Origin of the sequence: Geobacter sp. SVR, assembly GCF_016865365.1 — a bacterium.
GTDB lineage: Bacteria > Desulfobacterota > Desulfuromonadia > Geobacterales > Pseudopelobacteraceae > Pelotalea.
In genome coordinates this window covers 2,260,687-2,284,335 of the sequence record NZ_AP024469.1, presented here as the reverse complement: position 1 = coordinate 2,284,335, position 23,649 = coordinate 2,260,687, and the positions used below count along the sequence as shown (strand labels likewise).

Annotated in this window: 22 protein-coding genes; 6 read left to right on the top strand and 16 right to left on the bottom strand. The window is 58.6% G+C overall.

Annotated elements, in window-relative coordinates:
- Positions 1-19 precede the first annotated feature (19 nt).
- The 4 genes from GSVR_RS10575 to GSVR_RS10560 form a co-directional block, all read right to left on the bottom strand.
- The gene (locus GSVR_RS10575; RefSeq protein WP_173199433.1) at positions 20-208 is read right to left on the bottom strand and encodes a hypothetical protein; all 189 of its coding nucleotides are present in this window, start codon (positions 206-208) and stop codon (positions 20-22) included.
- 137 nt (positions 209-345) lie between these two features.
- Entirely contained in the window at positions 346-1,095 is a 750-nt protein-coding gene (locus GSVR_RS10570) for a hypothetical protein (RefSeq protein ID WP_173199435.1), read from the bottom strand.
- Positions 1,096-1,290: 195 nt separating this feature from the next.
- On the bottom strand, positions 1,291-1,767 hold the full coding sequence (locus tag GSVR_RS10565; RefSeq protein ID WP_173199437.1) for a DsrE family protein: 477 nt from the start codon (positions 1,765-1,767) through the stop codon (positions 1,291-1,293).
- 116 nt (positions 1,768-1,883) lie between these two features.
- Positions 1,884-2,768, bottom strand: a complete 885-nt coding sequence (locus tag GSVR_RS10560; RefSeq protein WP_173199439.1) for a selenium metabolism-associated LysR family transcriptional regulator — start codon at positions 2,766-2,768, stop codon at positions 1,884-1,886.
- A gap of 306 nt (positions 2,769-3,074) precedes the next feature.
- Between GSVR_RS10560 and GSVR_RS10555 the strand changes: the two genes are divergently transcribed.
- A complete protein-coding gene (locus GSVR_RS10555) occupies positions 3,075-4,844 on the top strand; it encodes a M3 family oligoendopeptidase (RefSeq protein ID WP_173199441.1) in 1,770 nt (589 codons plus the stop codon).
- 109 nt (positions 4,845-4,953) lie between these two features.
- Here GSVR_RS10555 and hisS read toward each other — a convergent pair whose 3' ends face one another.
- The 3 genes from hisS to GSVR_RS10540 all read right to left on the bottom strand — a co-directional run bounded on the left by hisS (position 4,954) and on the right by GSVR_RS10540 (position 10,175).
- A complete protein-coding gene (hisS, locus tag GSVR_RS10550) occupies positions 4,954-6,198 on the bottom strand; it encodes a histidine--tRNA ligase (protein WP_173199443.1) in 1,245 nt (414 codons plus the stop codon).
- A gap of 29 nt (positions 6,199-6,227) precedes the next feature.
- Positions 6,228-7,604, bottom strand: coding sequence for a diguanylate cyclase (locus GSVR_RS10545; protein WP_173199445.1), 1,377 nt, complete (start codon positions 7,602-7,604; stop codon positions 6,228-6,230).
- A 156-nt stretch (positions 7,605-7,760) separates the two neighbouring features.
- Positions 7,761-10,175 (bottom strand): DNA internalization-related competence protein ComEC/Rec2, encoded by a 2,415-nt coding sequence (locus GSVR_RS10540; RefSeq protein WP_173199447.1) that lies wholly within the window; start codon positions 10,173-10,175, stop codon positions 7,761-7,763.
- 319 nt (positions 10,176-10,494) lie between these two features.
- Between GSVR_RS10540 and GSVR_RS10535 the strand changes: the two genes are divergently transcribed.
- Positions 10,495-11,541, top strand: coding sequence for an HD-GYP domain-containing protein (locus GSVR_RS10535; protein WP_173199449.1), 1,047 nt, complete (start codon positions 10,495-10,497; stop codon positions 11,539-11,541).
- A 95-nt stretch (positions 11,542-11,636) separates the two neighbouring features.
- On the opposite strand, the gene GSVR_RS10530 is transcribed toward GSVR_RS10535, so the two are convergent.
- From GSVR_RS10530 to rnc, 6 genes are all read right to left on the bottom strand, one after another.
- Positions 11,637-11,921: a hypothetical protein gene (locus GSVR_RS10530; RefSeq protein ID WP_239077518.1), complete on the bottom strand. Its 285-nt coding sequence runs from the start codon at positions 11,919-11,921 to the stop codon at positions 11,637-11,639.
- A 19-nt stretch (positions 11,922-11,940) separates the two neighbouring features.
- Positions 11,941-12,885, bottom strand: a complete 945-nt coding sequence (locus GSVR_RS10525) for a class 1 fructose-bisphosphatase (RefSeq protein ID WP_173199451.1) — start codon at positions 12,883-12,885, stop codon at positions 11,941-11,943.
- A 179-nt stretch (positions 12,886-13,064) separates the two neighbouring features.
- Complete coding sequence (locus GSVR_RS10520) at positions 13,065-13,823, bottom strand: 3',5'-cyclic-nucleotide phosphodiesterase (RefSeq protein WP_173199453.1); 759 nt, start codon at positions 13,821-13,823, stop codon at positions 13,065-13,067.
- 87 nt (positions 13,824-13,910) lie between these two features.
- Positions 13,911-14,735 carry a DNA-formamidopyrimidine glycosylase gene (gene mutM / locus GSVR_RS10515; protein WP_173199455.1) on the bottom strand — a complete coding sequence of 275 codons (825 nt, stop codon included), beginning with the start codon at positions 14,733-14,735 and terminating at the stop codon, positions 13,911-13,913.
- A gap of 29 nt (positions 14,736-14,764) precedes the next feature.
- Entirely contained in the window at positions 14,765-15,808 is a 1,044-nt protein-coding gene (locus GSVR_RS10510) for an elongator complex protein 3 (RefSeq protein ID WP_173199456.1), read from the bottom strand.
- On the bottom strand, positions 15,805-16,518 hold the full coding sequence (gene rnc, locus GSVR_RS10505) for a ribonuclease III (RefSeq protein ID WP_173199458.1): 714 nt from the start codon (positions 16,516-16,518) through the stop codon (positions 15,805-15,807). Before rnc ends, GSVR_RS10510 begins: the two co-directional genes overlap by 4 nt.
- A 172-nt stretch (positions 16,519-16,690) precedes the next feature.
- On the opposite strand from rnc, the gene tmk reads away from it, so the two are divergent.
- Genes tmk through metG form a run of 4 tightly spaced genes read left to right on the top strand, consistent with a single transcriptional unit; the run spans position 16,691 to position 20,998 of the window.
- Entirely contained in the window at positions 16,691-17,347 is a 657-nt protein-coding gene (tmk, locus tag GSVR_RS10500; RefSeq protein WP_173199460.1) for a dTMP kinase, read from the top strand.
- Complete coding sequence (gene holB, locus GSVR_RS10495; RefSeq protein WP_173199462.1) at positions 17,334-18,317, top strand: DNA polymerase III subunit delta'; 984 nt, start codon at positions 17,334-17,336, stop codon at positions 18,315-18,317. The genes tmk and holB overlap by 14 nt, the downstream gene beginning before the upstream one ends.
- Positions 18,318-18,364: 47 nt before the next feature.
- Positions 18,365-19,438 (top strand): stage 0 sporulation family protein, encoded by a 1,074-nt coding sequence (locus tag GSVR_RS10490; protein ID WP_173199464.1) that lies wholly within the window; start codon positions 18,365-18,367, stop codon positions 19,436-19,438.
- Between the two features lie 39 nt (positions 19,439-19,477).
- Positions 19,478-20,998 (top strand): methionine--tRNA ligase, encoded by a 1,521-nt coding sequence (gene metG / locus GSVR_RS10485; protein ID WP_173199466.1) that lies wholly within the window; start codon positions 19,478-19,480, stop codon positions 20,996-20,998.
- 30 nt (positions 20,999-21,028) lie between these two features.
- On the opposite strand, the gene GSVR_RS10480 is transcribed toward metG, so the two are convergent.
- Genes GSVR_RS10480 through GSVR_RS10470 form a run of 3 tightly spaced genes read right to left on the bottom strand, consistent with a single transcriptional unit; the run spans position 21,029 to position 23,632 of the window.
- A complete protein-coding gene (locus GSVR_RS10480; RefSeq protein ID WP_173199468.1) occupies positions 21,029-21,952 on the bottom strand; it encodes an ABC transporter ATP-binding protein in 924 nt (307 codons plus the stop codon).
- A complete protein-coding gene (locus tag GSVR_RS10475; protein ID WP_173199470.1) occupies positions 21,939-22,841 on the bottom strand; it encodes a hypothetical protein in 903 nt (300 codons plus the stop codon). The genes GSVR_RS10480 and GSVR_RS10475 overlap by 14 nt, the downstream gene beginning before the upstream one ends.
- On the bottom strand, positions 22,838-23,632 hold the full coding sequence (locus tag GSVR_RS10470) for an ABC transporter permease (RefSeq protein ID WP_173199472.1): 795 nt from the start codon (positions 23,630-23,632) through the stop codon (positions 22,838-22,840). Before GSVR_RS10470 ends, GSVR_RS10475 begins: the two co-directional genes overlap by 4 nt.
- Between the last annotated feature and the right edge of the window lie 17 nt (positions 23,633-23,649).

Sequence of the window (23,649 nt, the reverse complement as noted above, 5' to 3'; positions counted from 1 at the left end):
AGCGGCGGGAGGTTGCCGCTCATGGAGACTGGGGGCCTTTGGGCTTATCCAGCAGTTTGAACTGCATCTTGAGCACCATCAGAAAAAAAGGCAGTACCCCGCACAGCACACCCCACAAAAACGGATTCTTGCCCCGCCTTTTTGCCATTACGAAACCAATGATGCCGGGGGTTCCGAAAAACAGCAGCATGAAGATCAATTCGTTCATGGTTTCCTCGCCGTCATTTTCTGCCCACTCTATCACCGCGGTTACGGCTTTGCCAAGGGAAGAAATTCGGGCTTTCCCGCGCCACGAAGCGGCCGAAGAGGGCCGTCAGCGGTGCCCCATCCGCCAGTGAGCAGATGCTATGCCCTGATCCGGACGGTGCTGCCGGCTTCCGGCAGGGGTGCGTAGGCCTGAAGCGGGGGTGGGCCGTTTGGCAGCGGCCCGCCCTTATCACCGGCCTGCTGCAACTTGCGTTGCACCATGTTCCGTACCGAGCGGTACAGCCGCTTCAACTCTTCCATCTCCTCCTGCATCTGACGGCTTCCGCCCGCTGTTCTGGCCGGTTCGCCGTTGCCGGTCTCACCGGCAGTCTCTTCCGGCTGCTGTCCGTCATCGTCCACAGCGGCATCTTCACCCGCGGGGGCGTCTTCGACAGCTGCACCCTCTCCGGCATCTGCCGCCTCGGATGCGCCGGTTTGCGCGACCGCCGTCATGGTACCGGAATCTCCCGAAACTCCCGTGACAAGCTCGCCGGTGCCGCCGGTGCCGCCGCTGCCATCCGCTGCCAGCGACGACAACTGGGCGGCGATTTGTTGCAGTTCAGCCTTCAGCGACTTGGCAGCCGCAGGACTCATGAACGGAATCATCTGTTTCAGCATCTTCAGACGTTCCTTGAGCATCCGGATCTTTTCGGCCTTGTTCTGGCGGTCGGCGCTTTTCTTGTCCGGCATCTGTTTGATGATGGTGCGGGCATCGGCCAGCGCCTTTATCTGCTGCTCGTAACGCTCTGCCGCAACCGACGAGGGGGCGTCGTCCAAAGCGGAAACCAGGCCACGTTCGGACTGGTTCAAGGCAGGAGCATACTGCTGTACAATGCGGGATAGTTCCATGGCCGTGACCTCCTTTCATACCTATCGGCAATTGCGCGACAGAACTGCAGCATGATCCGCATTGCTGCACAGGTCAATGCCATTGTCTTCGACTATTGATGCAATACGAAAAGCACAGCCGGAAACCAACCGGGGCATGGGAATTTCATCCCATGCCCCGGTTGATAACGGCGCCAGTGATAAACGGTACGGTAATTACATCCAGGCAACCACAGCCTCGGCAGCATTCTTCATCAGCCAGTCGGCTCCCTGTTTTTCGATGAAATCGAATTTTTCTGCGCCAACAGCCCCCGCGTATTCGGCACAGGGGGGACAGACACCGAAGGTTGCCCCCTTGCCTTTAAGTTTCTGCATCAGTTCTGCGGCGCTGCCGAATTTTTTGAAGATCGGGGATTCAATCCTTTCAGCCTTGCCCTTTACAGCCAGTTCGGCCCCTTCCAGGGTCATCCAGACATGGACAGAACCATAACCCTTGTCAAGAGCCGTCCAGGCCATCAAGAGCGCCAGAATGGCCCGATTGGGATTATTGCCGCCGCTGGTAACGGTCACGATGTACTTTTTCGCTTCCCCCTGGGCCGCCTGACCGGGAATGGCCGTCATCCCACCGAGGACGGCAGCTCCGAGCCCGACTCCCATTGTCTTGATAAAATCCTCCCGAGTGATATCCGTCATTAGATCTCCTCCTCATGAGATACCGACCCGGTAAGTCTACAGCAATGTCAACTGCAGTCAAATTGGTAGTATCGAATCAAAAAAACATTTCTATCGATATTTCCGCTAACCTTTATCTATGCCAGCATCAACTGCCAGAGTGCTGCAGCGGCAGGCGACAGTTCCCTGCCGGCGCGGCGCGCTGCGTAGAATTTTCTGGTAATGGAAAGCCCTGGGATGGTGACCGTAACCAGCACTCCTCTGGCAATATCTTCGGCAACCGAGATGCTGGATACAAAAGCGTAGCCGGTACCGTTCAGAGCAGCCCGCCTGACAGCCTCGTTGCTGCCGAGCACGGCAACTGTCCGCAACGCTTCGCGCCGGATGCCGGCATCGGCCAGCGCTTCATATACCGCCTGCTGTGTTCCGGATCCCTGTTCCCGTACAACCAACGGTACCTGACACAGTTCCGACTGGCTCAGGCCATAGCCGGCAGACTCCGCCATACAAGGCGAAACGGCACATATGACGGAATCCTCCCCTATCGGTTCGAACTGAAGTCGCTCGTCATCGGATCGCGCACCAGTAAAACCGAGCTCGATGGTCTCCTCGACAAGTTGACGCGCAACCCAGCGGCTGTCCCCCTGCATCACCTCCAGGCGAACCCGGGGGCAGGCCTCCTGGAAGCGGCTCAGCATACCCGGTATCAGACAGGTTGCGGGAATGTTGCTGGCTCCGACTTTCAGCACCACATCCTCCATGCCGCGAAACCGACTGATCGCCAGCCGGGAGTTTTCGCACTCAGCCAGGATTCTGTCGGCCCGCTCGAAAAACAGCTTGCCCGCTTCGGTCAGATGGACCCCTCCCCGGCCGCGGTCGAAAAGCCTGATCTGCAATTCGTCCTCAAGGGCAAGGATATGCTGGCTGGCAGTGGATTGCGTAATGCAGGACCGTTCCGCCCCCTTAGAGAAACTGCGGGTCTCGGCAACGGCAAGAAATACTTCGAGCTGTTTCAATGTCACAACAATCACCTTCAGTGGTTTTTTCGATAGAAGTGATCGTTACTGTATGAATCGACGCCCCGAGATGCAACAAAAAATTACTGATAACCGAAGAAACAGGCCCGGGAAACGATATCTTGTGCCTATGCTGGTGCGCCGGAACAGCCGGGACTCCTTTTCACGGCATCTGCTGTCAAAGTCAGGAAACGCCTGAACCTGCCCAATGGCCGGACAGCCTCCGGAGGCAGTCTTGACGCCCTCCGGGACCTGTAGTACCCTCATCAAGAGAAAATCCCGCTGCCACCATACTTCACGGAGACTATCACCATGCCCATCACTGATCCAACATGGAACACCGCCCTGCTCTACCCTGCACCCGACTCTCCCGAACTGGAATCCGAGCTCGCCTCTTTCCCGGGACTGGCTGCGGATTTCCGCTCGCGCCACTTCGAGCGGATCGCCACTCTCGGCAGCAGGGAGATACTGGCTGCCGTGCAGGAGTACGAGGCGTTGCAGGTACGCATGTCGAAACCTTTCTGTTACGCCCATCTGCTGTTTGCCGCCGACTCGGCCAGCGATACCAACCGCGCCCTTTCCCAGCGCTGTTCAGAGCTGAGCAGCAGCCTGTCGCAGCAGTTGCTGTTTTTCGATCTGGAGCTGATGAACCTGGAAGAAAATGCCTTTGAATCGCTGTGCGCCCTGCCGGAGGCTGCCAACTACGTCCACTTTCTGCGCGGCATCCGCAAATTCCGTCCCTACATGCTGAAGGAAAACGAGGAACGGCTGCTGACCCGCAAGGATCTGACCGGCGTGAACGCCTTCACCAAGCTGTTCGATGAACTGTCGGCATCGTTCACCTATCGGATGGAACTGGACGGCGAGGAGCGGGAGTTTACCGGCGAAGAGCTGCTGGCCCTGCTGCACCACACCTCTCCCGATGTCCGCTTCCGTGCCCTGACGCTGTTCCTGGAGCGGCACGGCGAACACGGCATCGTCTATAACTCGGTCTTCAACAACATGGCGCTCGATCATGGGCAGGACATGGAGCTGCGCGGCTATCGGACGCCGATCCAGCCGACCAACATCGGCAATGAAATTCCGGACGAGGCGGTGGAACACCTGATGTCGGTGACCGAAGCCAACTACGGACTGGCCCAGGAGTACTTCCGCCTGAAGGCAGGCATGCTGGGAATGGACAAGATCCGCAACTGCGATATCTATGCTCCGGTGGCGGAGAGCGAGAGGAAGTACCCCTTTGAAGAGGCACGAGAAATGGTGGCGGCCTCCTACGCCGGTTATGATCGGGACTTCGGCCGGATCGTCTCCGATTTTTTCGATGAACGGCGAGTGGATATCCTGCCCCGCACCGGTAAAACCGGCGGCGCCTTTGCCATGGGCATCTCTCCCGAAGCGCCCCCATTTCTGCTGTTGAACTACACCGGTACGCTGCGGGACCTGGCGACCATCGCCCACGAAGCCGGCCATGGCCTGCATTTCGTTCTCTCTCAGAAGCAGACCATGCTAAACTATCACGCCCCCCTGCCGCTGGCGGAAACAGCCTCCGTCTTCGGTGAAATGCTGCTGACCCGCTGGCTTTTGGACCGGGAGAGCGACCAGTTGGTGCGCAGGTCGCTCTTATGCGCCAAGATCGAGGACATCATCGCCACCACCTTCCGCCAGACCGTGCTGACCCGCTTCGAGTTGCGTCTGCACAACGAGCGCAAGGCCGGACTGCTCTCCAATGACCGGGTGGCCGCGATCTGGCTCGAGGAAAACGGCAAGCTTTTCGGCGAGTCGGTCGAAATGATCCCCGCTTACCGCTGGGGCTGGAGCTACATCAGCCATTTCATTCACAGCCGTTTCTACTGTTACTCCTACACCTTTGCTGAGCTGCTGGTTCTGGCGCTGTACCAGAAGTACCGCGAAGAAGGAGACGCCTTCAAGCCCGGTTACCGGCGCCTGCTGGAGTCCGGAGGATCGCTCTCCCCTGCCGATACGGCCCGGATCGCCGGCATCGACATCACGGAAGGGGGCTTCTGGCAGAAGGGCTATGATTTCCTGGCAGGATTGATCGAAGAGTTGAAGGGAATCGCGTAGGGAACGTACTTGGCTTTCTCTTTTCTCCGTAGTTGAAACCAAAACAGAAAAACGGGCTGCCTCCGTCGGAAGCAGCCCGTTTTTTACGAACCAGCAGGCCCAAGGCGGGCTAACGTATGATCTGCCTGACCGCCTCGGCCGTCAGGGCAGCCTCAAATTGTTCCCCGGTCTCCATCAGCTTGAAGGAGGCCTTGCCGGAAGCAATCTCATTCTCACCCAGCACGACACTGTAACGCGCCCCGAGCTTGTCCGCCCGCCGCATCTGGCTCTTGAGGCTCTTGCCTTCGTAATCCATCTCCACCCGGACTCCCAGCTTCTGCAGGCCTGTCATCAACCCGAATGCAGCGAACCGCTCTCCACTCCCCATGGTGGCGATAAACAGGTCGGGGCGGCGCGAAAAATCCCTCTCCCCCAAAAGCAGCGCCACGCGCTCGATACCGATCGCAAAGCCGATACCGGGGATAGCCGGCCCGCCCAATTGCGAGATCAGGCCGTCATAACGCCCGCCGGCAGCCACGGCCGATTGCGAACCGAGCTGGGAGGTCACGAGCTCGAAGGTGGTGCGGGTATAGTAGTCGAGCCCCCGCACCATACGGGGGTTGATGCTGTAACGGGTGCCGGTGGAATCGAGGTAATGCCGCACGCTTCCGAAGTGATCGCCGCAATTGCCGCACAGATGATCGAGCATCGCGGGCGCCCCCTGGGTCGCCTCGGCGCAGCCCGGCACCTTGCAGTCCAGGGTACGGAGCGGATTGGTGACGAAACGTCTCCGGCAATCGGCGCAGAGCTGGTCCAGACGCCCCTCGAGGAAGGCCAGCAGCGCGGCGCGATAGGCGGGACGGCACTCGGGGCACCCGAGCGAGTTGATCTGCAGCGTGGGCTCGTGCAATCCGATTTCACTGAAAAATGCGCACAGCATGTTCAGAACCTGGGCATCCACCAGCGGGTCGTTGACACCGGTCACTTCGGCCCCGATCTGGTGGAACTGGCGATAGCGCCCCTTCTGCGGGCGCTCGTAGCGGAACATCGGCCCCAGGTAATACAGCTTCGTCACCGGGTCCTGGGCGTAGAGCTTGTGCTCGATCAGTGCCCGCATCACCCCGGCCGTGCCTTCCGGGCGAAGGGTGACGCTGTTGTCCCCTTTGTCGGTAAAGGTGTACATCTCCTTCTCGACGATGTCGGTCGCATCACCGATCGAACGGCAGAACAGCTCGGTCTTTTCCATGATCGGAACGCGGATCTCCGAAAAGCCGTTCAACTCGAAAACCCGGCGTGCTGCCTGCTCGATATACTGCCATCTGCCGGTATTTTCCGGCAGAATGTCGTTAAAACCTTTGATTGCCGTTATGGCCATATGCTCCTCGCAACGGTGGGATCAGTATGTCAGGGGGTTCCGGTATAGCGGGTAACGCAGTTTTTGCCGATCTTCTTGCCGACATACATGGCATCGTCGGCCATCCTCAGCAGGTCCTGCTTGCTGGTGGTATCGTCGGGGCAACAGGAGTAGCCGATGCTGCAGGTCAGCCGAATCCGTCGCTCCCCATCCACCGTGAACTCATGGGAGGCGATCAGGCTGCGGATGCGTTCGGCCACGATACCGGCGGCTTCCGGGGAGGTCTCCACCAGGATGATGGTGAATTCATCTCCCCCATAGCGGATGACCACATCCACGTCGCGGACCGATCTCTTCAAAAGGGCCCCCATCTCCTTCAGAATGCGGCTTCCGACCGGATGACCGTGGGTATCGTTGACCAGCTTGAAGCAATCGACATCCAGAAAGAGCACGGCAAGCTGCGACTTGTATCGCTCGATCCTCTTCAGCTCGCGGTCCAGGGCCACTTCGAAATAGCGCTGGTTGAACAGTCCGCTGAGATCGTCGATAAACAGCATGTCCTTGGCCAGTGAATAGCTGCTGGCGTTTTCGAAGGCGCGCAGGGATTGTTCCTGCAGAAACAGGATGTTCTTTTTCTTCCCCGCCACGCCTGGCAAAGGGGTAGCGGGATCGTTGAACACGACTATGATCCCGTGCAGCACCTCCTTGCTGCACAGGAAAATCAGGTAGGCCTCCTCGATGCCGGTTTCAGCCAGTCGCAGTTCGGGCGGTTCATCGAAGCGCAACCGGGTCAGGACATGATTCTCGGCAGGGCACTTGGAGATAGTGGGAACAATAATATCCCGGAAATGCTCGGCAACCGTTTCCGAAATGCCTTTCGACTCGATCAATTCGAGGCCGTGCCGTCCCAGAAAGAGCCCGAAACCGCGGCAGACGCCGATTTCCCGGGCAATCGCTTCCAACACGAGATGGTACACCCGTTCGATCTCCAGGCATCCGGCAATGGTCTGGCTGGTCTGAAACAGGTGCAGCATGCTCTTGAGTTCTTCGTTTTCATCCAGTATACGGCGCTGCTCCATGCAGAGCGCCACGGAATGGAGGAACTCGTCGCTGTTGACCGGCTTGATCAGGTAGTCACGGGCGCCGTGCTTGAGGGCAAAAATGGCCGATTCGAGATTGGCGTTGCCGGTAACTATGATGACGTCAGTGGAAGGGTCGCTTCCCTTGACGATGGAGAGGAATTCCAGCCCGCTGTAATCCGGCATGGCCAGCTCCATGATCACGAGACCGTAGCGGTGGCATGACAGCATTTTCAGGGCATCGCTTCCGCACGCGGCGCAATCGAAGCCGTAGCCATGGCTCTCGAGCAGCTGTGCGTATCTCTCCCGAAAAAACCTGTCTTCCTCGACAACCAGGATTCTATCCATCAGGCAAACTCGTTCAGGCTGTAACATTGGTCTTTTCCCGTGTTTGTACCCCATTTGGACAGGCGGTGTCAAATCTGAATCCTTGCAGACGGCACAGCCTCAGCCGCCCGAAACGGGGTTCCCAAGGATCCGACGATTCCATTGCCAGGGGAATGCTCAATCCGGACGGTATGGCGTGGCAACCTGCCAGCCGGCTCCGTCGCTGACCAGTTCGATGGTGCCGTCCCGGTCGGTGCGGTAGGTGGGGATACCGCGCTTCCGAAGCAGTTCGGTCGTTCGCGGTGCAGGCAACCCGAAAGTGTTGTTCCTTCCGGCGGAGATCAGTGCCAGGCCCGGGGCTACCCGATTCAGAAACCTTTCCGAGGTGGAGAAACGGCTGCCGTGATGGCCCACTTTCAGCACCGTGGCAGCCAGGTCGGCATTGCTGCGGAGCATGCCTTCTTCTGCGGCGAAGCCGGCATCGCCGGTCAACAGTATGCTGACGGCGCGGTAGCGAAGCCTGAGTACCAGTGAATCCTCGTTCAGGTCCCGGTCGTCGGGCTCTTGGAGAGTATAAGACGGAAGAGAAGCCGGCGGCGACAGGACCTGTATCGAAACATGGCCCGGAAGGGTGACCTCATTGCCGGCAGCCAGACGCCGCAGCGGCACCTGCCGGGAGGCCAGGATCTCGCGCAATCGCTCATATTGAGCACCGGCCCCTCCCCTGACCGCTTCCCAGAATTCACCCACCGGCATCGTACCGACCACTGCAGCCAGGCCGCCGATGTGATCGGGATGGCTGTGGCTCATCACCATGCGATCGATACGTGTCACCCCCAGCTTGAAGAGGGCCGGAACCAGGGCACGCTCTCCGAAGTCAGGCCCGTCGTCGCGCAGATACCCCCCTCCATCCATCAGCATGGTGCCACCGTCGGGGAAACGGATCAGCAGTGCCTCCCCCTGCCCCACGCTGAGCATGGTGACGTGCAGGCGGCCATCGTACGGCGAGGGGGCCAGCATATGGCCCGTGACAGCCATGAAAATCAGAGATGAGCACGCGACCAGCCGGACGCGCACCGAGTGCAGGAAGCTCATCACGGACATGCATGCCAGGAACAGAACCATGTCCAGCCGCGTGATGCCGTAAAAATGCAGCAGCGGCAATTTGGCGAACATCAGGACCAGGCTGTTGGAAAGCAGCACCAGCTTTCCGGCCAGCCACAACAGCAGGTCCGCAGCGGGTGCGCAAACCGGCACGAGCGGCAGGGCGCAGAAACCGCCCAATACGGCGCCATACCCCAGAAGCGGAACGATCAGGAAATTGGAGACGATACCGTTCAGTGAGGCCTGGTGGAAGGTAAACAGCACCGGCACCGCAGTGGCACCGCACGCGGCGCAGGAGGCTGCCACGAACTGGATCAAGGCCCGCAGCCAGCCCGGCTTGATGCCGTCCAGGCGGGCCATGACCGGAGGAAGGGCAAGGACGATGCCCCACAGCGCCAGAAACGAGAGCTGGAACGAGATATCGAACACACTGGGGGGATGTGCCGTTACCAGCAGCATGGCCGCAATCAGCAATGCATTGAGTGGATCCGACTCCCGTTCGACATGCAGGGCCAGCGCAAAAACCGCCAGCATGACCACCGCCCGGGCCGTGGCAGGTGCGGAGCCGGTCAGCAGAAGGTACGCAACCATGGCAGGCAGCGTCAGCAACAGCACGGCACGCCTCAGGTTGCAGTACAGGGGCGGGATCTCCCAGCGGGTGGCCAGCCACAGGAAGACCTGCACCATGAACAGGACGATGATCCCGATATGAAAGCCCGAAATGGAGAGTATATGATTGACGCCGGCACGCGTGTAGGCGTCGGCCAACGGCTGCGGGATCCGTCTCTGGTCTCCTGTCAGCAGCGCGGTCAGGATCGATGAAACGCTGCTGTCCGTTACGGAGCTGCGGATGAAATCACCCAGACGACGTGATGCCTGATCGATCCGGCGCAGCAGCGAATCCTCTTCAGCTCCACGGATCAGTACGATTTCTTCAGGCGTGGCAACACGGCCAACAGCGGCAATTTCATGAAAAGCCAGGAAACGGGGATAATCGAACTCCCCCGGCAACCCCAGACGGTGTGGTATCGTAATCGCGGTTGACAGGCGGACCCTGTCGCCCCGCATCAGTTCCGTCTCACCGGACACGATCCGGACCATCAGGTTGCCACTGGCGGGAAGCGACAGCCCATCCCGAAAAACACGCTCCGTACGCATTACGAAACTGCCGGCGGTTGCTGTTGCAACCGGGCGATCGCTGATGACCCCTTCGACCACTACCGGGGAACGGGAGGCATGTTCACGGATGGCAACGGATGACGGTTCAGGCGTGTTGTAGGGAACCAGGGCATGCAAACCGCAGGCGAAAAAGAAGACGAAGGTGCATGAGGCAAGTGCCAGGCGGGAACGGATAAAGCAGGATAGTACCAAGCAGCACAATGATGCTGCCACAGGGGCAAAAGGAAGCAGGATGCCGAAGGCATCGCTCGTGCAGAGCCCGGCGGTCAGGGCCAGGAACGGAATGAGCAGCGGCCATTCCGGAAGCATATGTCAACCGCGGTCCGATGCCCCTGCTGATGCCGATGCAGCCGGCATTCGAGCAGCGGCTCTATGGAACAGCACCGCACCGAGGATACTGTGGCTCAGAACGACGCACGAATGCCTAATCATACCGCCTCCCGAATCAATGAGCGGAAAGGGCTTGCAGCCGCATGTGCCGGTCAGCACTGGAAGCGGTATAACACATCTAAAGCTACTTGAAAACAGGTCAATTGAATGCTAAAGATAGGACCGCTGCGACAACGAACATTCAGTCTGAACGCCACCTTACGATCGACTCATCGATCCCCAATTCACGGAGCCGCCCATGCGCGAACAGATCCTGATAGTAGATGATGAAGAGATGATCAGGGAGCTGCTTGCTTCAGCACTCTTTCAGGAAGGGTATATCTGCCATCTGGCAGCAAACGTCGACGAGGCCTTTTCCATCCTGGGCCAAAAGGATATCGATCTTGTCATCTCGGATATCATGATGCCGGGAAGAAGCGGAGTGGAACTTCTCCGGGACCTCAAGAAGGTGGATTCCGAAATTGCCGTACTGATGATCACCGGCCTGTCAGATATGAATACCGCGATGGAGTGCATCCATCTTGGGGCGGACGACTACATCTCCAAGCCGTTCAACATCACCCGGGTCATTTTGACGGTCAGAAACATGCTCGACAAGCGCAACCTGTCGATAGAAAAGAAAAACTATCAGATCGGCCTGGAATTCAAGGTATTAGAGCAGACCGAACAGTTGCGGCAGACGATGCATGATCTCCACCTTGCCTATGACAACACCCTGACCGCCCTGGTCAAGGCGCTCGATGCGCGCGAAAAGGAGGTCGGCTCCCATTCCGAACGGGTCATGAACTATTCCAAGCTGATGGGGTCCATGCTCGGCATTTCCGGAATTGAGCTCGAGCAGTTGGCCAAGGGAGCGCTGCTTCACGATATCGGAAAAATAGGCATTTCCGACAATATCCTGCTGAAACCGGGCAAGCTGGACGAAGATGAATGGCGCGAAATGCGCAGGCACCCTCTGATCGGGTACGCCATTCTCTCCGAGATCGACTTTTTGAAAACACCTGCGGAGATCATCCTCAGCCACCACGAACGCTTCGACGGCTCCGGTTATCCCAAGGGGCTCAAGGGAGAACAGATACCGCTGGGATCCCGCATTTTCGTACTGGTCGACACGCTGGATGCCATGACGTCCGATCGTCCCTACCGCCAGGCGCTTCCCTTCGACGCCGTTATCAGCGAGGTCCGCAAATTCAGCGGCAGCCAGTTCGATCCCGCAATCGCCGAACTCTTTTTATCGGTTCCTCGCTCGCGCTGGGAGGAATGCGCCGGCAAGAAGTTCGACTGATCCAAGCCGGACTTCCTGAGGGAGAATTTCAGGGCACAAAAAAAGGGGAGCGGATTATCCGCTCCCCTTTTCCGTATCTTTCCGTTGTCAGCACATCACTCTTCCCACCGGTCCTCATCGTCTCCTTCGCAGCTGGCATCAAAATCGTCATCATAGTCACCGCTGCAATCATCGTCGTCGGATTGCTCCTGGCCGGGTTCGATCCTGTATGTCTCCTCTTCCGAAATGCGTTCGAATTTGGCCAGTAGGTTCGTATCCGTGCAGAACCTTCCGTTTTTATGGCCGCACCGCTCAAGCTCGCACAGATCAAAAAGTTGTATCTCGCTGCAAAGCCGCTGCGCCTGACTGACAGGCGTCTCCATCTCGTTTCTTTCTTCCATTCCCGGTTCCTTTGGTTGCCTAGCCATGACCGTTCAGGAACTCAGCCGCCTTCTGCACATCCTCCCGGCAACCGATATAGATCGGACAGCGCTGGTCAAGGCCATTCGGTACGATGTCGAGTATCGGCACTTCGCCGTTGGTTGCCATGCCGCCGGCCTGCTCCAGCAGAAATGCCATCGGATTGAGTTCGAACAGCAGCCGCAACTTTCCATGGGGGCTGTCATTCAGGGCCGGATACATGAAAAGCCCCTTGCCCTTCATCAGTATCTGATTGATATCGGGAACAAAACCGCCGGAATACCGCAGCTTTGAACCCTTCTCCTCCAAGTAGCGAATGAAGAGTTCATTGGGTTCGCTATACTTCTTGCGCAGCCCGCCGGGGGAGTAGATATCGCCGGAAGGCCTCATCTGGATCTGCTCGCGGGTCAGGGTGTACTCCATCAGCTGGTTCATGGTGAATTCGTAGACCCCCTTGCCGACCGAATAGACCAGCGAAACCCGCGGTCCGTACAGAATATACATGGCCCCGACCATCTTGCGGCCGGGCTGGAGCAGGTCGCAGCCCTGGTAGATGCCGACGATGGTGCCAACCGCGAGATTGACGTCCACCAACGATGAACCGTCGAGGGGATCGTATGCTACGGAAAACATTCCCTGGGGGTTGCTGGAAACCTGGAAAATCTCCTCCATCTCCTCCGAGGCGATATTGCAGACGACTCCGGAGTGCTGCAGACGCTTGCGCATGATGCGGTCGGAAAGAACATCCAGCGCGAGCTGTTCCTCACCATAGAGATTCGAGGTGCCGGCCACACCGAGATCACCGGTACGCACCGCATTGATCACGTACTTGCTGGCCTCGGCAATCTCGCAGATCAGATGAACGAGGTTGCCGCTGATGTTCTGGTCGCGCAAGTGCTGGCGGAGGTCAACCTGGAATTTTGTCTTACCCGCTTCACTGAACATTACAATCCCTCCACGTCAAGTCATTCAAAACTTACAAATTTTACAGCCAATCAGCCATTTTAGCAAGGCTGAAAAAACTAACTTCCGATCCCAACAGGAGAGGAGTGAATCTGCGGCAGGATCATGGCGATCGCCTGAACAACCGGTTGACGGCCGGGCGCCCCGGCCGGAGGCGGACATCAGAGGTCGAAAACCGCGCCGTCGTGGAGCAGCTCGATTTCCGGCATCCCCAGGTTTTCGATCTCGCGCTTGATGGTGTCGTAATACTGGGGTTTCGGATGCGTAATCAGTACGCGGCGCGGCAGCGTTCCGATCTTTTTCAGTTCCCGGCGCAGCAACGAGCAGGTCAGGTGCTGTGTCAGCAAGGCCAGCTCTTCCATGTTGTCCGGAAAGGATACCTCGACTATCAGGGCATCGGCACCGGAAACATGGCGCCAGAAAATGTCGGTCGGACCAGTATCGCCAGTGTAGGCCAAGCTAACGCCATCCTTGGCAACAATGTAACCGACAGCCGGAACGGTATGGTGCACCTCTACAGCAGTGATCGAATAGCCCGCGACATCATTGCCCTGCCCGGGAACGATCATATTGAAGCACAGCACCGGATGTTCAGGAGTGGGAATCCTGGTGAAATCAGGCCAGATGACACCATTGAACAGGTGGTCGCGCAGGGCGGAAATGACCGGTTGGGTGCTAAAAATGTTGACGGTGCGATCGAGGTTCCTGATGATGATGTTGTCCGCCAGCGCCGGGATACCGCGGATATGGTCGAGATGGGAATGGGTGATGAAGATATTCCGAAGCTTCAACTGATCTTCCTCGGTCAGCACCGAGCCGATCGTCCCGGCATCCAGCAGCAGATGCTCGTCGATCAGAAAGGCCGGAGGCCTGAAGTCGGGAAGTTCAGCACCGGCGCTGCCCAGAATCCGTAACCTCATAGCCCCCTCCTTGTCAGCAGGATGAATGATGATCGCGCGTTTATTCCGGAAATTTCCACTTCCATGTAGCAACCATTGGCCCTAAAGTCAACGTGGTTTGCCATGCCCCTGACAGTGGGTGCAGATATGGGTCCCGCGCTGCCCTACCTTGAGCTTGACGATCCTGTTCCCGCAGATCCGGCACTCCGAACCGTGCCGGCCGTAAACGTTCACCACGAACTGTCCCGCCTTGAATACGCCGTCGATGTTGGCCCCCTGGGCTGCCACCGCTTCCTGCAGTACCGCGATGATCATCTCGTACAGAAGCCGTACCTGTTCACGGGTAAGCTCTCCGGAGTTAGTGAGCGGGTGCAGGCCGGCACGAAACAGGATCTCATCGGCATAGATGTTGCCAATGCCTGCCAGGACGGACTGGTCCAGCAGCAGCGGCTTGATCTGCCGCCGGCAGGCCTCCATCCTGGCGGCAAAGTCATCGAAGCTGACCGTCAGGGCGTCGGGTCCCAGTCCGCTCACCACAGCGGAGGCATTCTCCACCAGCCAAACCCTGCCAAATTTACGCGGATCGTCGAAACGCAATGCCATATCCTGATCCAGCAGAATGGCAAGGCGGGTATGGCGTGCGATCGCCTCGGAAGCCGCAACCAGGTAAAGCCTGCCGGTCATGCGCAGGTGGACGACGAGAAAGGAGTCGTTTCCCTCCTTGCTCCGCAGCCCCAGGAGCAGGTATTTGCCATGCCGGCCGACGGAGGTGAACCGGGCATGCAGCAGTCGCCGCTCGAAATCGTGAACAGAAACATCCTGCAGTACTCCAGGCCACAGAACCTGCACCTCCTCTATCCGGCGATCCGACAGACCGGGCCGGCTCTCCCGCAGAGCCTGGGCGGTACTCTCCACCTCGGGCAGTTCAGGCATGGTTTGCCTCCCGCGGCCCGCGTTCGTAATCAATAGACCAAATCATGCAGTAGGGAACCTTTCTTGGGTTGTTTACTCAAAAGTTCGATTTCAGGCGGAGTCAAAGCCGGTTCGGGCAGAACGGTGCGGACGTCGAGTCCCTGCTGCCGTAGCCGGATCACGTTCGACCGCCCTTGACCGATCACGTCCGACACTCGCGAAGGGTGGCATTTCACCGTGATCGGCTGGCTGCGGTCCAGACCGGACGCCAATCGGACCAGTAGATCGAAGTAAAGCTCGGAGCGCACCAACTGCCCCAGGGCAGGATGCCAGCAGCCGGCCAGCACGGTCTCGGCATTCAGCCCCTGATCGGCCTGCAGCCCGATCCTGATTATCTCGATTCCGCGTTTCATGGCTGTCCAGAGCAGCACTTTGCAGCAGCTTATCCCTTCGCTGGCACTGAGGGGACGATACTCTCCGGCCAGATAGCGGCGGGCCAGTTCCGTTCCTTTCAGCACCACCACCGGATACAGACGGACAAAGCCGGCACCGGCTGCCATTACCTTTTCCAGCGAACTCAGCGCCAGTGCGGGGGTGTCCCCCGGCAACCCCGGCATGAGCTGCGCCCCAGCAGCGAGTCCACCGGCCCTGACGCAGCGGATAGCAGCCTCGGAAGCTTCCGCCCGATGACCGCGGCCGGCAGCCTCAAGCACCCCGTCATCCATGGACTGGACACCCAGCTCAATGGTCGTGACCCCCCGTTCGGCCAGCCAAACAACGGTTTCGGCGTCGACCGCATCGGGGCGGGTGGAGATCCTGACCCCGCTAACAGCACCGTTTTCGATCAGCGACTGCAGAGGCTCCAGCAGGCGCCACTGGTCGGCACGGTCCAGCGCGGAAAATGAACCGCCGAAAAAGGCGACCTCCAGCGGCCGGTCTCCCCCGGAACAGCGCCAGGCTGCTATCCGGCACAGCATTTCATCGCGGTTCGGAAGAGCTCCCTGACTGCCGGAAATGGTCCTCTGATCGCAGAAAACACAGGCATGCCGACATCCCTGATGGCTGATGAAAAAAGGAACCGTGATCCTGCTCATGCTTGCCCATTGTCCGGCGTCAGCAGCTTCTCCAATGCCTGGACAGCCGCGGCCTGCTGGGCCGCCTTCTTGGACCGGCCGCTTCCTTCCCCTGCAACGGATTCACCCAGCCACACCTGGAAACGGAATTGGCGGCAATGGGGGGGACCGGACTCACCCACCAACCGATAACATGGCGCCGGCAACTGCCGGGCAGACAGCACTTCCTGGAGTTCGCTCTTGGCATCGTTTATTTTCAGGGCATCGCCCGGTTTTTCGAGCTGGTCACCGAACAAGCGGAGAACCAGCCGGCGTGCCGCCTCCAGACCGCCGTCCAGATAAACCGCTCCGATCAGCGCTTCGAGTACGTCGGCCAGAATGGAGTCCTTATCGCGCCCCGCGGTCTGTTCCTCGCCCCGCCCGAGCCGGATGAACATCCCCACTCCGGCCCCTCTGGCAACGGAAGCCAGCGAGTCCTGGTCAGCCATCCTGGACCTGCTGCGGGAAAGATCCCCCTCGCTGCGATCCGGCAGGCGCAGATAGAGCGTTTCGGCCAGCACCATGCCAAGGACCGAGTCCCCCAGAAATTCGAGGCGCTGATAGTCTCCCTCCCCTGCTCCGCTCTGTTCGTGCTGGAACGAGGGATGCGTCAGCGCCTGGCTGGCCAGCCGGCGATCCGAGAATCTGTGTTCGAGGAGCTGTTCGAGATTGTCGAAGTCGATCTCCATCATGTACCTCCAAGAGTGCGACTATAGTCATGCCCCAAAAATTTGGCAATCTAAACTCGCCGGGGCATTCGCATCGCGTTTCTCTGCCCCGATGCGTTGCACCTGAAATCAGTTGCCAAGCCAGCATTGCTTGCCCTATAATTAATCGTTTAAAGAAAACCATCCGGAGCTATCAGTGGGCTTTTTCATCACGTTCGAAGGCATCGAAGGGTGTGGCAAGACGACTCAGATCAGGCTGCTGGGGGAATACCTCGAATCCTTGGGGTACCGGGTCGTCATGACGCGGGAGCCGGGAGGCTGCGCCATTGCCGATAAAATCCGCGCGATACTGCTGGATGCCGACAACCGTGAACTGCTCCCTCTGGCCGAACTCCTCCTGTATGCCGCCGCACGGGCACAGCATGTTTCCCTGGTGATCAAGCCGGCCCTGGCCGAGGGCAGCATCGTGCTGTGCGACCGTTTTACCGACGCCACTATCGCCTACCAGAGCGCCGGGCGCGGCATCGATCGCACAACCATCGACCTTCTCAACGATCTGGCCTGCCAGTCCCTGGTTCCGGCCCTGACAGTGCTGATTGACTGCGATCCGCAGACCGGTCTCGAACGGGCCCGCCAGAGGATAGAGGCATCAGCCGGCCCCCGGGAGGAACGATTCGAACTGGAATCGCTGGAATTCCACCGGCGGGTCCGCAACGGTTACCTGGAGCTGGCCCGCCTGGAACCGTCGCGTGTCCTGAAAATCGACGGCAGCGGCACCATCGCCGCCATTTCCGAATCAATCGTCGGGCAGGTACGCAACAAGCTGGAAGTGCTCGCTCATGCCATTCGCTGACATCGTCGGACATGAAAGGGTTGTGGAGATATTCCGCCGGGCCATCCGCACCGGCAAAGCTTCCCACGCCTATGTCTTCGAAGGACCGTCCGGCTGCGGCCGCAGAAAGACCGCCCTGGCCCTGATCCAGGCCCTGTTTTGCGGTGCGGTTGACGACGATGCCTGCGGTGTCTGCCCTTCCTGCCGAAAGGTAGCTGCCGGCAATCACGCGGACATTCACCTGATCGAGCCGTTACCCGACAAGCGTGACATCAGTATCGCCCAACTGCGGGACCTGCAGCGCGACCTGGCCCTGAGGCCCTATGAAGCTCCTCGCAAGGCCTGCATTCTGGAGCCGGCCGACCGGATGAACGTCAGTTCGGCCAACTCTTTTTTGAAAACCCTGGAAGAGCCTCCGGGTAACGCGATCATCATCCTGTTGACCGAAAATGCCGACATGCTGCTGCCGACCATCCGGTCACGCTGCCAGTTGATACGCTTCGCCCCGCTGTCCCCGGAACATGTCAGGCTGCTGCTGGAACAACAGGGCATGGATGCCGCCTCGGCCTCGCTCCTGGCTCCGCTGGCCGAAGGGAGCATGCAGCGGGCACAGGGGTTCGACAATGATGCGCTCACCGCACGGAGGGAACTGGTTCTGAAACACCTGTGCGGCATCTCCCTTGAGCGGATAGCGACGGTCTTCGACGCATCCGAGGAATTGAGCGGGAACCGCGAAGGCACCCTCGAGATGCTCGACATGCTGCTTTCCTTTGCCAGGGACATGATCTATCTAGCGGCCGGACAGCAGGAGATCACCAATAGCGCTGTCCGTCCGGCCCTGCAGAATCTTGCAGGCCGCATGGGACTGAAGAAGACCATGCAACTTGCAGACGACATCCTGGCAACACGCCGCTCCGTGCAGCGCAATGCCAACGCCAAACTCGCCCTGGATCATCTCATGATGAAAATGGCCGGGGCCACTGCCGCCTGACCGGATTCCGCTTTCGGCTGGTTGCAGCCCAATCCAAGGAGGAATCATTGCCACGCATAGTTACCATACAATTCACCGCTGCCGGCAAGCTGTACGACTTCAACGCCGGTGATCTCGATATCGCTCCGCGCGACAAGGTGATCGTGGAGACCGAGAAAGGGCTCGGCATCGCCTCGGTGGTCGGCGCTCCGGTGGAGCGCCCGGTTGAAGACGCTGCCGGCCTGCTCAGCATAAAACGCATAGCCACCCCGGAAGACATCAGTCTCCTCGAGCAGAACAGTCGCAAGGAAAAGGAGGCATACGCCTTCTGCAACAGACGCATCATGGAACGCAACATGCAAATGAAGCTGGTCCGGGTGGAGTATCTTTTCGACGGCAGCAAGGCGATCTTTTACTTTACCGCCGATGGCCGGGTCGATTTCAGGGATCTCGTCAAGGACTTGGCCCATACCTTCCATACCCGCATTGAAATGCGCCAGATCGGCGTACGGGACGAGTCCAAGATGGTCGGCGGCATCGGCATCTGCGGCCGCGAGTTGTGCTGTTGCTCATGGCTGCGGGATTTCCAGCCGGTTTCGGTGAAGATGGCCAAGGAACAGAACCTGGCGCTCAATCCGAACAAGATCTCGGGCCAGTGCGGGCGCCTGCTCTGCTGCCTGGACTACGAATACGAGACGTATTGCTGCCTGCGCAAGACCCTCCCCAAATGCGGAAAACGGGTCAGGACCGAATCCGTTGCCGGCGTGGTGGACAAGATGAACATACTGACCGGCACTATCACCCTCAAGCTGGACGACGGCAAACTCGTCACCGTCAAAAAGGGAGAGGTCGTCGGAGAGGCTGCGGCTGCCGATGTTCCCCCCCAGCGCAGCGAAGCCGCTTCCGGCGGACGTGGCCAGCAAAAAGGGCGTGACCGCCGCACGGAGCGCCCCGCGGCAGCGCCTGTCCAGCGCGAAGAGCAGAAACCGGCTGCAGCGGCCGCTCCTGCCGAAGGAGCTGCCCAACCGGCCGAGACACAGCCCAAACAGGGACGGAAAAAACGGTCCCGCAAACATGGGCACCGCAAGCCCGGCGGCGGGGGAGCCCCTTCGGATGGCAGCACCCCCAATCGGAAGCCATAACACTACACTTTATTCCATATTATTTCCCGGGAGTTTACCATGAAGCCTGCATTCTACGTCACCACGCCTATCTACTACGTCAACGACGTTCCCCACATCGGCCACGCCTATACTACCGTGGCAGCAGACGTATTGGCCCGCTACAAGCGGATGATGGGTTTCGACGTCTACTTTCTGACTGGCAGCGACGAGCACGGGCAGAAGGTGGAAAAGGCTGCCACCACTGCCGGCGAGACTCCGCTGGAGTTGGCGGACCGGGTAGTAAAGCGCTTTCAGGCCCTCTGGGAGCGCCTGGAGATTTCCAACACCGATTTCATCAGGACCACCCAGGAGCGGCATAAAAAAGGGGTGGTGCACATATTCTCTGACATCATGGAGAAGGGGGACATCTACCTGGGGGAATACGAGGACTGGTACTGCACCCCCTGCGAAACCTTCTGGACCGAAACCCAGCTGATCGAAGACCGCTGTCCCGACTGCAACCGGCCGGTGGAAAAGCTGAAGGAAGAATCGTACTTTTTCAGGATGAGCAAATATCAGGAAGCCCTGCTGGCGCACATCGAGGCCAATCCCGAATTCATCCAGCCCAAAAGCAAACGCAACGAGATCATCTCCTTCGTGAAGGAAGGGCTGCGCGACCTGTCGGTATCGCGTACCACCTTCACCTGGGGTATCCCGGTGCCGGGCAACGAGAAGCACGTGATCTACGTCTGGTTCGATGCTCTGACCAACTACATGAGCGCCCTGGGTTATCCGAACCAGACCACCGAATATGAGCGTTTCTGGCCGGCAAATGTGCATCTGATCGGCAAGGATATCCTGCGCTTTCACGCAGTCTACTGGCCCACCTTCCTGATGGCGGCCGGTCTGCCCCTGCCGGAGAAGGTCTTTGCCCACGGCTGGTGGACTGTCGAGGGGCAGAAGATGAGCAAGAGCCTGCAGAACGTGGTCGAGCCGAACATGCTGATCGACAAGTACGGTGTGGACGTTGTCAGGTACTTCCTGCTGCGCGAGGTACCCTTCGGCCTGGACGGCGACTTCTCCCACACTGCACTGGTGCAGAGGCTGAATTCCGACCTGGCCAACGATCTGGGCAACCTGCTCAGCCGCTCCACCGCCATGGCGGTCAAGTATTTCGATGGTGTCCTGCCTGCCCCGGAAGCCCTGACGGAGATCGATACTGCCCTGAAACAGAAGACCGAGGAGATGCTGACTACCGTCAACGGCTGCCTGGACGATCTGGCCTTCAGCAAGGCGCTCCAGGCGATCTGGGAGGTGGTTTCGGCAGGCAACAAGTATATCGACGAGTCGGCCCCCTGGGTCCTGGCCAAGGACCCGGCACAGCGGGGGCGTCTGGCAACGGTCATGTACTGCCTGCTGGAGTCACAACGGATCGTGCACACCCTTGTTTCGGCATTCATGCCCGGCACAGCCGCAAAGGCCTTGCAGAGTCTGGGCTGCGGGGGAGAGATCGACAAGACGGGTCTGGTGTGGGGTGGCTTGCAGGCAGGATGCACCATTACCAAGGCAGAGGCGTTGTTTCCGCGAATAGAGAGTTAATTCGATTCAAGCAGGGAAAGGGAAGGCGCTTCAAGCCTTCCCTTTTTCTTTTTCCACTATTTCCAGGAAGAACGCTTCCAGATCCTTCCGCTTCGTTTCTATCAGCGTGATCTCCACAGAATTCTGTCCCGTCAGCTCGACAAAACGGTTGAACTGCGAGGCCGGCACGAGGTATTCGAGAAACAGGTCGCTGCCCCGCAGACGCTCAAATCCTGCCAATACCTGGTGATTTCCCCGGTCAGCCCTTGTTTGGACGATGTATCCCTCAATGCCGCTGCGCATGATGTTTTCAACGCTGTCCAGAGCCATCAGTCTCCCCTGAACGATCACCCCTACCCGGTCACACACCTTCTCCACGTCATCGGTGATGTGCGTGCTGAAAAAGACGCTTTTGCCCCGTTTTTTCAGGTCAAGAATGATCTCTTTTACCAGCGCACGGCCGAGGGGATCCAGGCCGCTCATGGGTTCATCCAGAATGTACACTTCGGGATCATGGATCAGCGTCTGGGCCAGCCCCACCCGCTGCACCATCCCTTTGCTGTAGCCGCGCATGGGGCGTTTGCGGGCATCCCACAGCTCCAGCAGCCTGATCGTTTCGTCCATCCTGCGCGCCAGCAGCTCCTCAGGCATTTTGAAGGTCCTGCCGACAAACCGGAGGTACTCCTCGGCCGAGAGGTAATCGTAAAAGGCCGGGTTCTCCGGCAGGAAACCCACCTTTTGCCGGGATTCAACGGTTCCGATCCGCTCCCCCATGACCGTTGCGGTGCCGGCAGTCGGCCGGATCAGCCCCATCAGGCACTTGATGGTAGTGCTTTTACCGGCGCCGTTGGGACCGAGGAAGCCGAAAATTTCTCCTTCCTCCATGGACAGAGAGAGCTCCTTCAGGGCATCGACCTCGGCCCTGCGTTTGGCAATGAACTGCTTGCAAAGTCCGTTTATCTCAATGGCGTTCATCTGATTCCCCGGGATTTTCGTTGATTGCCTTTTTCTGTCCTACGAAGGCGAACTTGCTGGTGGTCGCCACCTTACCGTCTGGTTCGAGGTAGAACTGTCCGCCGTACGGATCAACCGGCCGGGGAACGAGAAAGCCTTCCTGCGTCAATTGTTCGATCGTTGCCGGCCGCCTGCCCTTTATCTCCTTGAATTTGTCCCGCGCCTGTTCGATCCGGCGCACCTCACGGAACGCGTTCAGCCGCACCTGATAATTCCGTTTCAGGGCCTCGTTCTTCTCCCCCTTTTCCATGGCCGCAAGATAGCCGATGGCAAGCTCGGTCTGCCCGGACTCCTGCATGTAGCGGCCAGCCAGAAGCTTCGACAGGTCAGAGCCGGAAAGCTCTCCGGCAAGTTTATAATATTTGGCTGCCGCGGCATAATCCTTCAGGAAATAGGCGTTGTTGAAACCGGCGAAAAAGGGAAGATACCAGTCCCAGGTGCGGTATTTCATGCCGTAATCCAGCAGCTCGTTGGCAAGCTTGTACTGTTTTGCATCCCAGGTAAGAAAAGACTGGGCAAAATAGTAGGCATCCATGTTGTAGGGGTCCAACTGCACGGCACCATGGAGCAGACGTGACATGCCCTGATAATCCGGGGGAGCAACAATGACCTTGGCCTGCTGCTTCTCAACTATTCCCCCGAAGTACATGGTTGCCTTCATGACCAGCGACGCCCCCAAAAACTCCTCGTGGTCGGCGCTAAGATAACGGAGCAGTTGGGCACTGGGCACATAGCCCAGCTTCTCCTCCACCGGTTTTTGTTTCATATAGGTGCTGAAGGGTCCCAGAACGGTCCCGTAACATGCCAGTGCAAACAGCAGGATAATTGAAGGGCGGAGCATATTGCTCATTTCAGCTCTCTCTGCCCCAGGAGGATCGCGCCTGCCGCCAACAGAACCGCTGTGTAGATGGCAAAATAGAGCACCGTTACCAGCAGTCCTCCGGCATTTAGCGGAAGGGAGTAGATGGCGTTAACCTTAAAGTCAAATGCACTGAGGTTCGGTAGCAGGTAGTAAAAGAACAAAGCAGCCTGTTTCACAAACGGCGAAATCGCCTTCATCGCGGAAGGTGTCTGGAGGAAGTCATAGACCTGCTGAGTGATAGAGCCTGCCAGATAGGCACAGAGCGTTCCGAATACCGGCAGAAAAAAGGAAGTGCTGATGGTGGACAGTAGCATGGCGACAGCAATCAACAAAATGTACTTGAGCGAACTGAAAACGACACCCGTAGCAAGGGCATACCACGACAAAGGTTTCGTTGGAGGATAGATAGACGAAGCAACCGTAACCACCAAAAAGGTGGCACAGCCCAGAATCAGCGCGGTCAACAGCAAAAATAGAGCAATGCTGCAGAATCGTCCTACGAAGTAGGCACTGCGGCTAATCGGCAGACTCAGCACACTGAAGGTGTAGCGTCGCTCGATGTCCCTCCAGATGGAAGTCGCCCCCAAAAAAACGGCCAAAAGTAGCATTATGAAAGACATTAACGACAGCGAAAGGGTGATGGAGAGTTCCGTCACTTGGCGCATGGAGAGCGAGGCGGCAGACGGGATGAACAGGAAGAGCACGGCCAATGCCATGATGCCATGAAAAATACGGTCGCGGAAAATACCCTTGAGGCTGATTTTGATAACTTCAATCATCCGGCCCAGACCTCCAC

What these genes read in the sequence shown, in the direction of transcription:
- GSVR_RS10565 (WP_173199437.1), bottom strand. Translation starts at nt 1,767, where the DNA reads ATGACGGATATCACTCGGGAGGATTTTATCAAGACAATGGGAGTCGGG.
- GSVR_RS10545 (WP_173199445.1), bottom strand. Translation starts at nt 7,604, where the DNA reads ATGGATAGAATCCTGGTTGTCGAGGAAGACAGGTTTTTTCGGGAGAGA.
- GSVR_RS10520 (WP_173199453.1), bottom strand. Translation starts at nt 13,823, where the DNA reads ATGAGGTTACGGATTCTGGGCAGCGCCGGTGCTGAACTTCCCGACTTC.
- GSVR_RS10555 (WP_173199441.1), top strand. Translation starts at nt 3,075, where the DNA reads ATGCCCATCACTGATCCAACATGGAACACCGCCCTGCTCTACCCTGCA.
- GSVR_RS10510 (WP_173199456.1), bottom strand. Translation starts at nt 15,808, where the DNA reads ATGAGCAGGATCACGGTTCCTTTTTTCATCAGCCATCAGGGATGTCGG.
- GSVR_RS10535 (WP_173199449.1), top strand. Translation starts at nt 10,495, where the DNA reads ATGCGCGAACAGATCCTGATAGTAGATGATGAAGAGATGATCAGGGAG.
- GSVR_RS10480 (WP_173199468.1), bottom strand. Translation starts at nt 21,952, where the DNA reads ATGAACGCCATTGAGATAAACGGACTTTGCAAGCAGTTCATTGCCAAA.
- mutM (WP_173199455.1), bottom strand. Translation starts at nt 14,735, where the DNA reads ATGCCTGAACTGCCCGAGGTGGAGAGTACCGCCCAGGCTCTGCGGGAG.
- GSVR_RS10530 (WP_239077518.1), bottom strand. Translation starts at nt 11,921, where the DNA reads ATGGAAGAAAGAAACGAGATGGAGACGCCTGTCAGTCAGGCGCAGCGG.
- holB (WP_173199462.1), top strand. Translation starts at nt 17,334, where the DNA reads ATGCCATTCGCTGACATCGTCGGACATGAAAGGGTTGTGGAGATATTC.
- GSVR_RS10540 (WP_173199447.1), bottom strand. Translation starts at nt 10,175, where the DNA reads ATGCTTCCGGAATGGCCGCTGCTCATTCCGTTCCTGGCCCTGACCGCC.
- GSVR_RS10475 (WP_173199470.1), bottom strand. Translation starts at nt 22,841, where the DNA reads ATGAGCAATATGCTCCGCCCTTCAATTATCCTGCTGTTTGCACTGGCA.
- hisS (WP_173199443.1), bottom strand. Translation starts at nt 6,198, where the DNA reads ATGGCCATAACGGCAATCAAAGGTTTTAACGACATTCTGCCGGAAAAT.
- metG (WP_173199466.1), top strand. Translation starts at nt 19,478, where the DNA reads ATGAAGCCTGCATTCTACGTCACCACGCCTATCTACTACGTCAACGAC.
- GSVR_RS10525 (WP_173199451.1), bottom strand. Translation starts at nt 12,885, where the DNA reads ATGTTCAGTGAAGCGGGTAAGACAAAATTCCAGGTTGACCTCCGCCAG.
- GSVR_RS10570 (WP_173199435.1), bottom strand. Translation starts at nt 1,095, where the DNA reads ATGGAACTATCCCGCATTGTACAGCAGTATGCTCCTGCCTTGAACCAG.
- GSVR_RS10470 (WP_173199472.1), bottom strand. Translation starts at nt 23,632, where the DNA reads ATGATTGAAGTTATCAAAATCAGCCTCAAGGGTATTTTCCGCGACCGT.
- rnc (WP_173199458.1), bottom strand. Translation starts at nt 16,518, where the DNA reads ATGATGGAGATCGACTTCGACAATCTCGAACAGCTCCTCGAACACAGA.
- GSVR_RS10575 (WP_173199433.1), bottom strand. Translation starts at nt 208, where the DNA reads ATGAACGAATTGATCTTCATGCTGCTGTTTTTCGGAACCCCCGGCATC.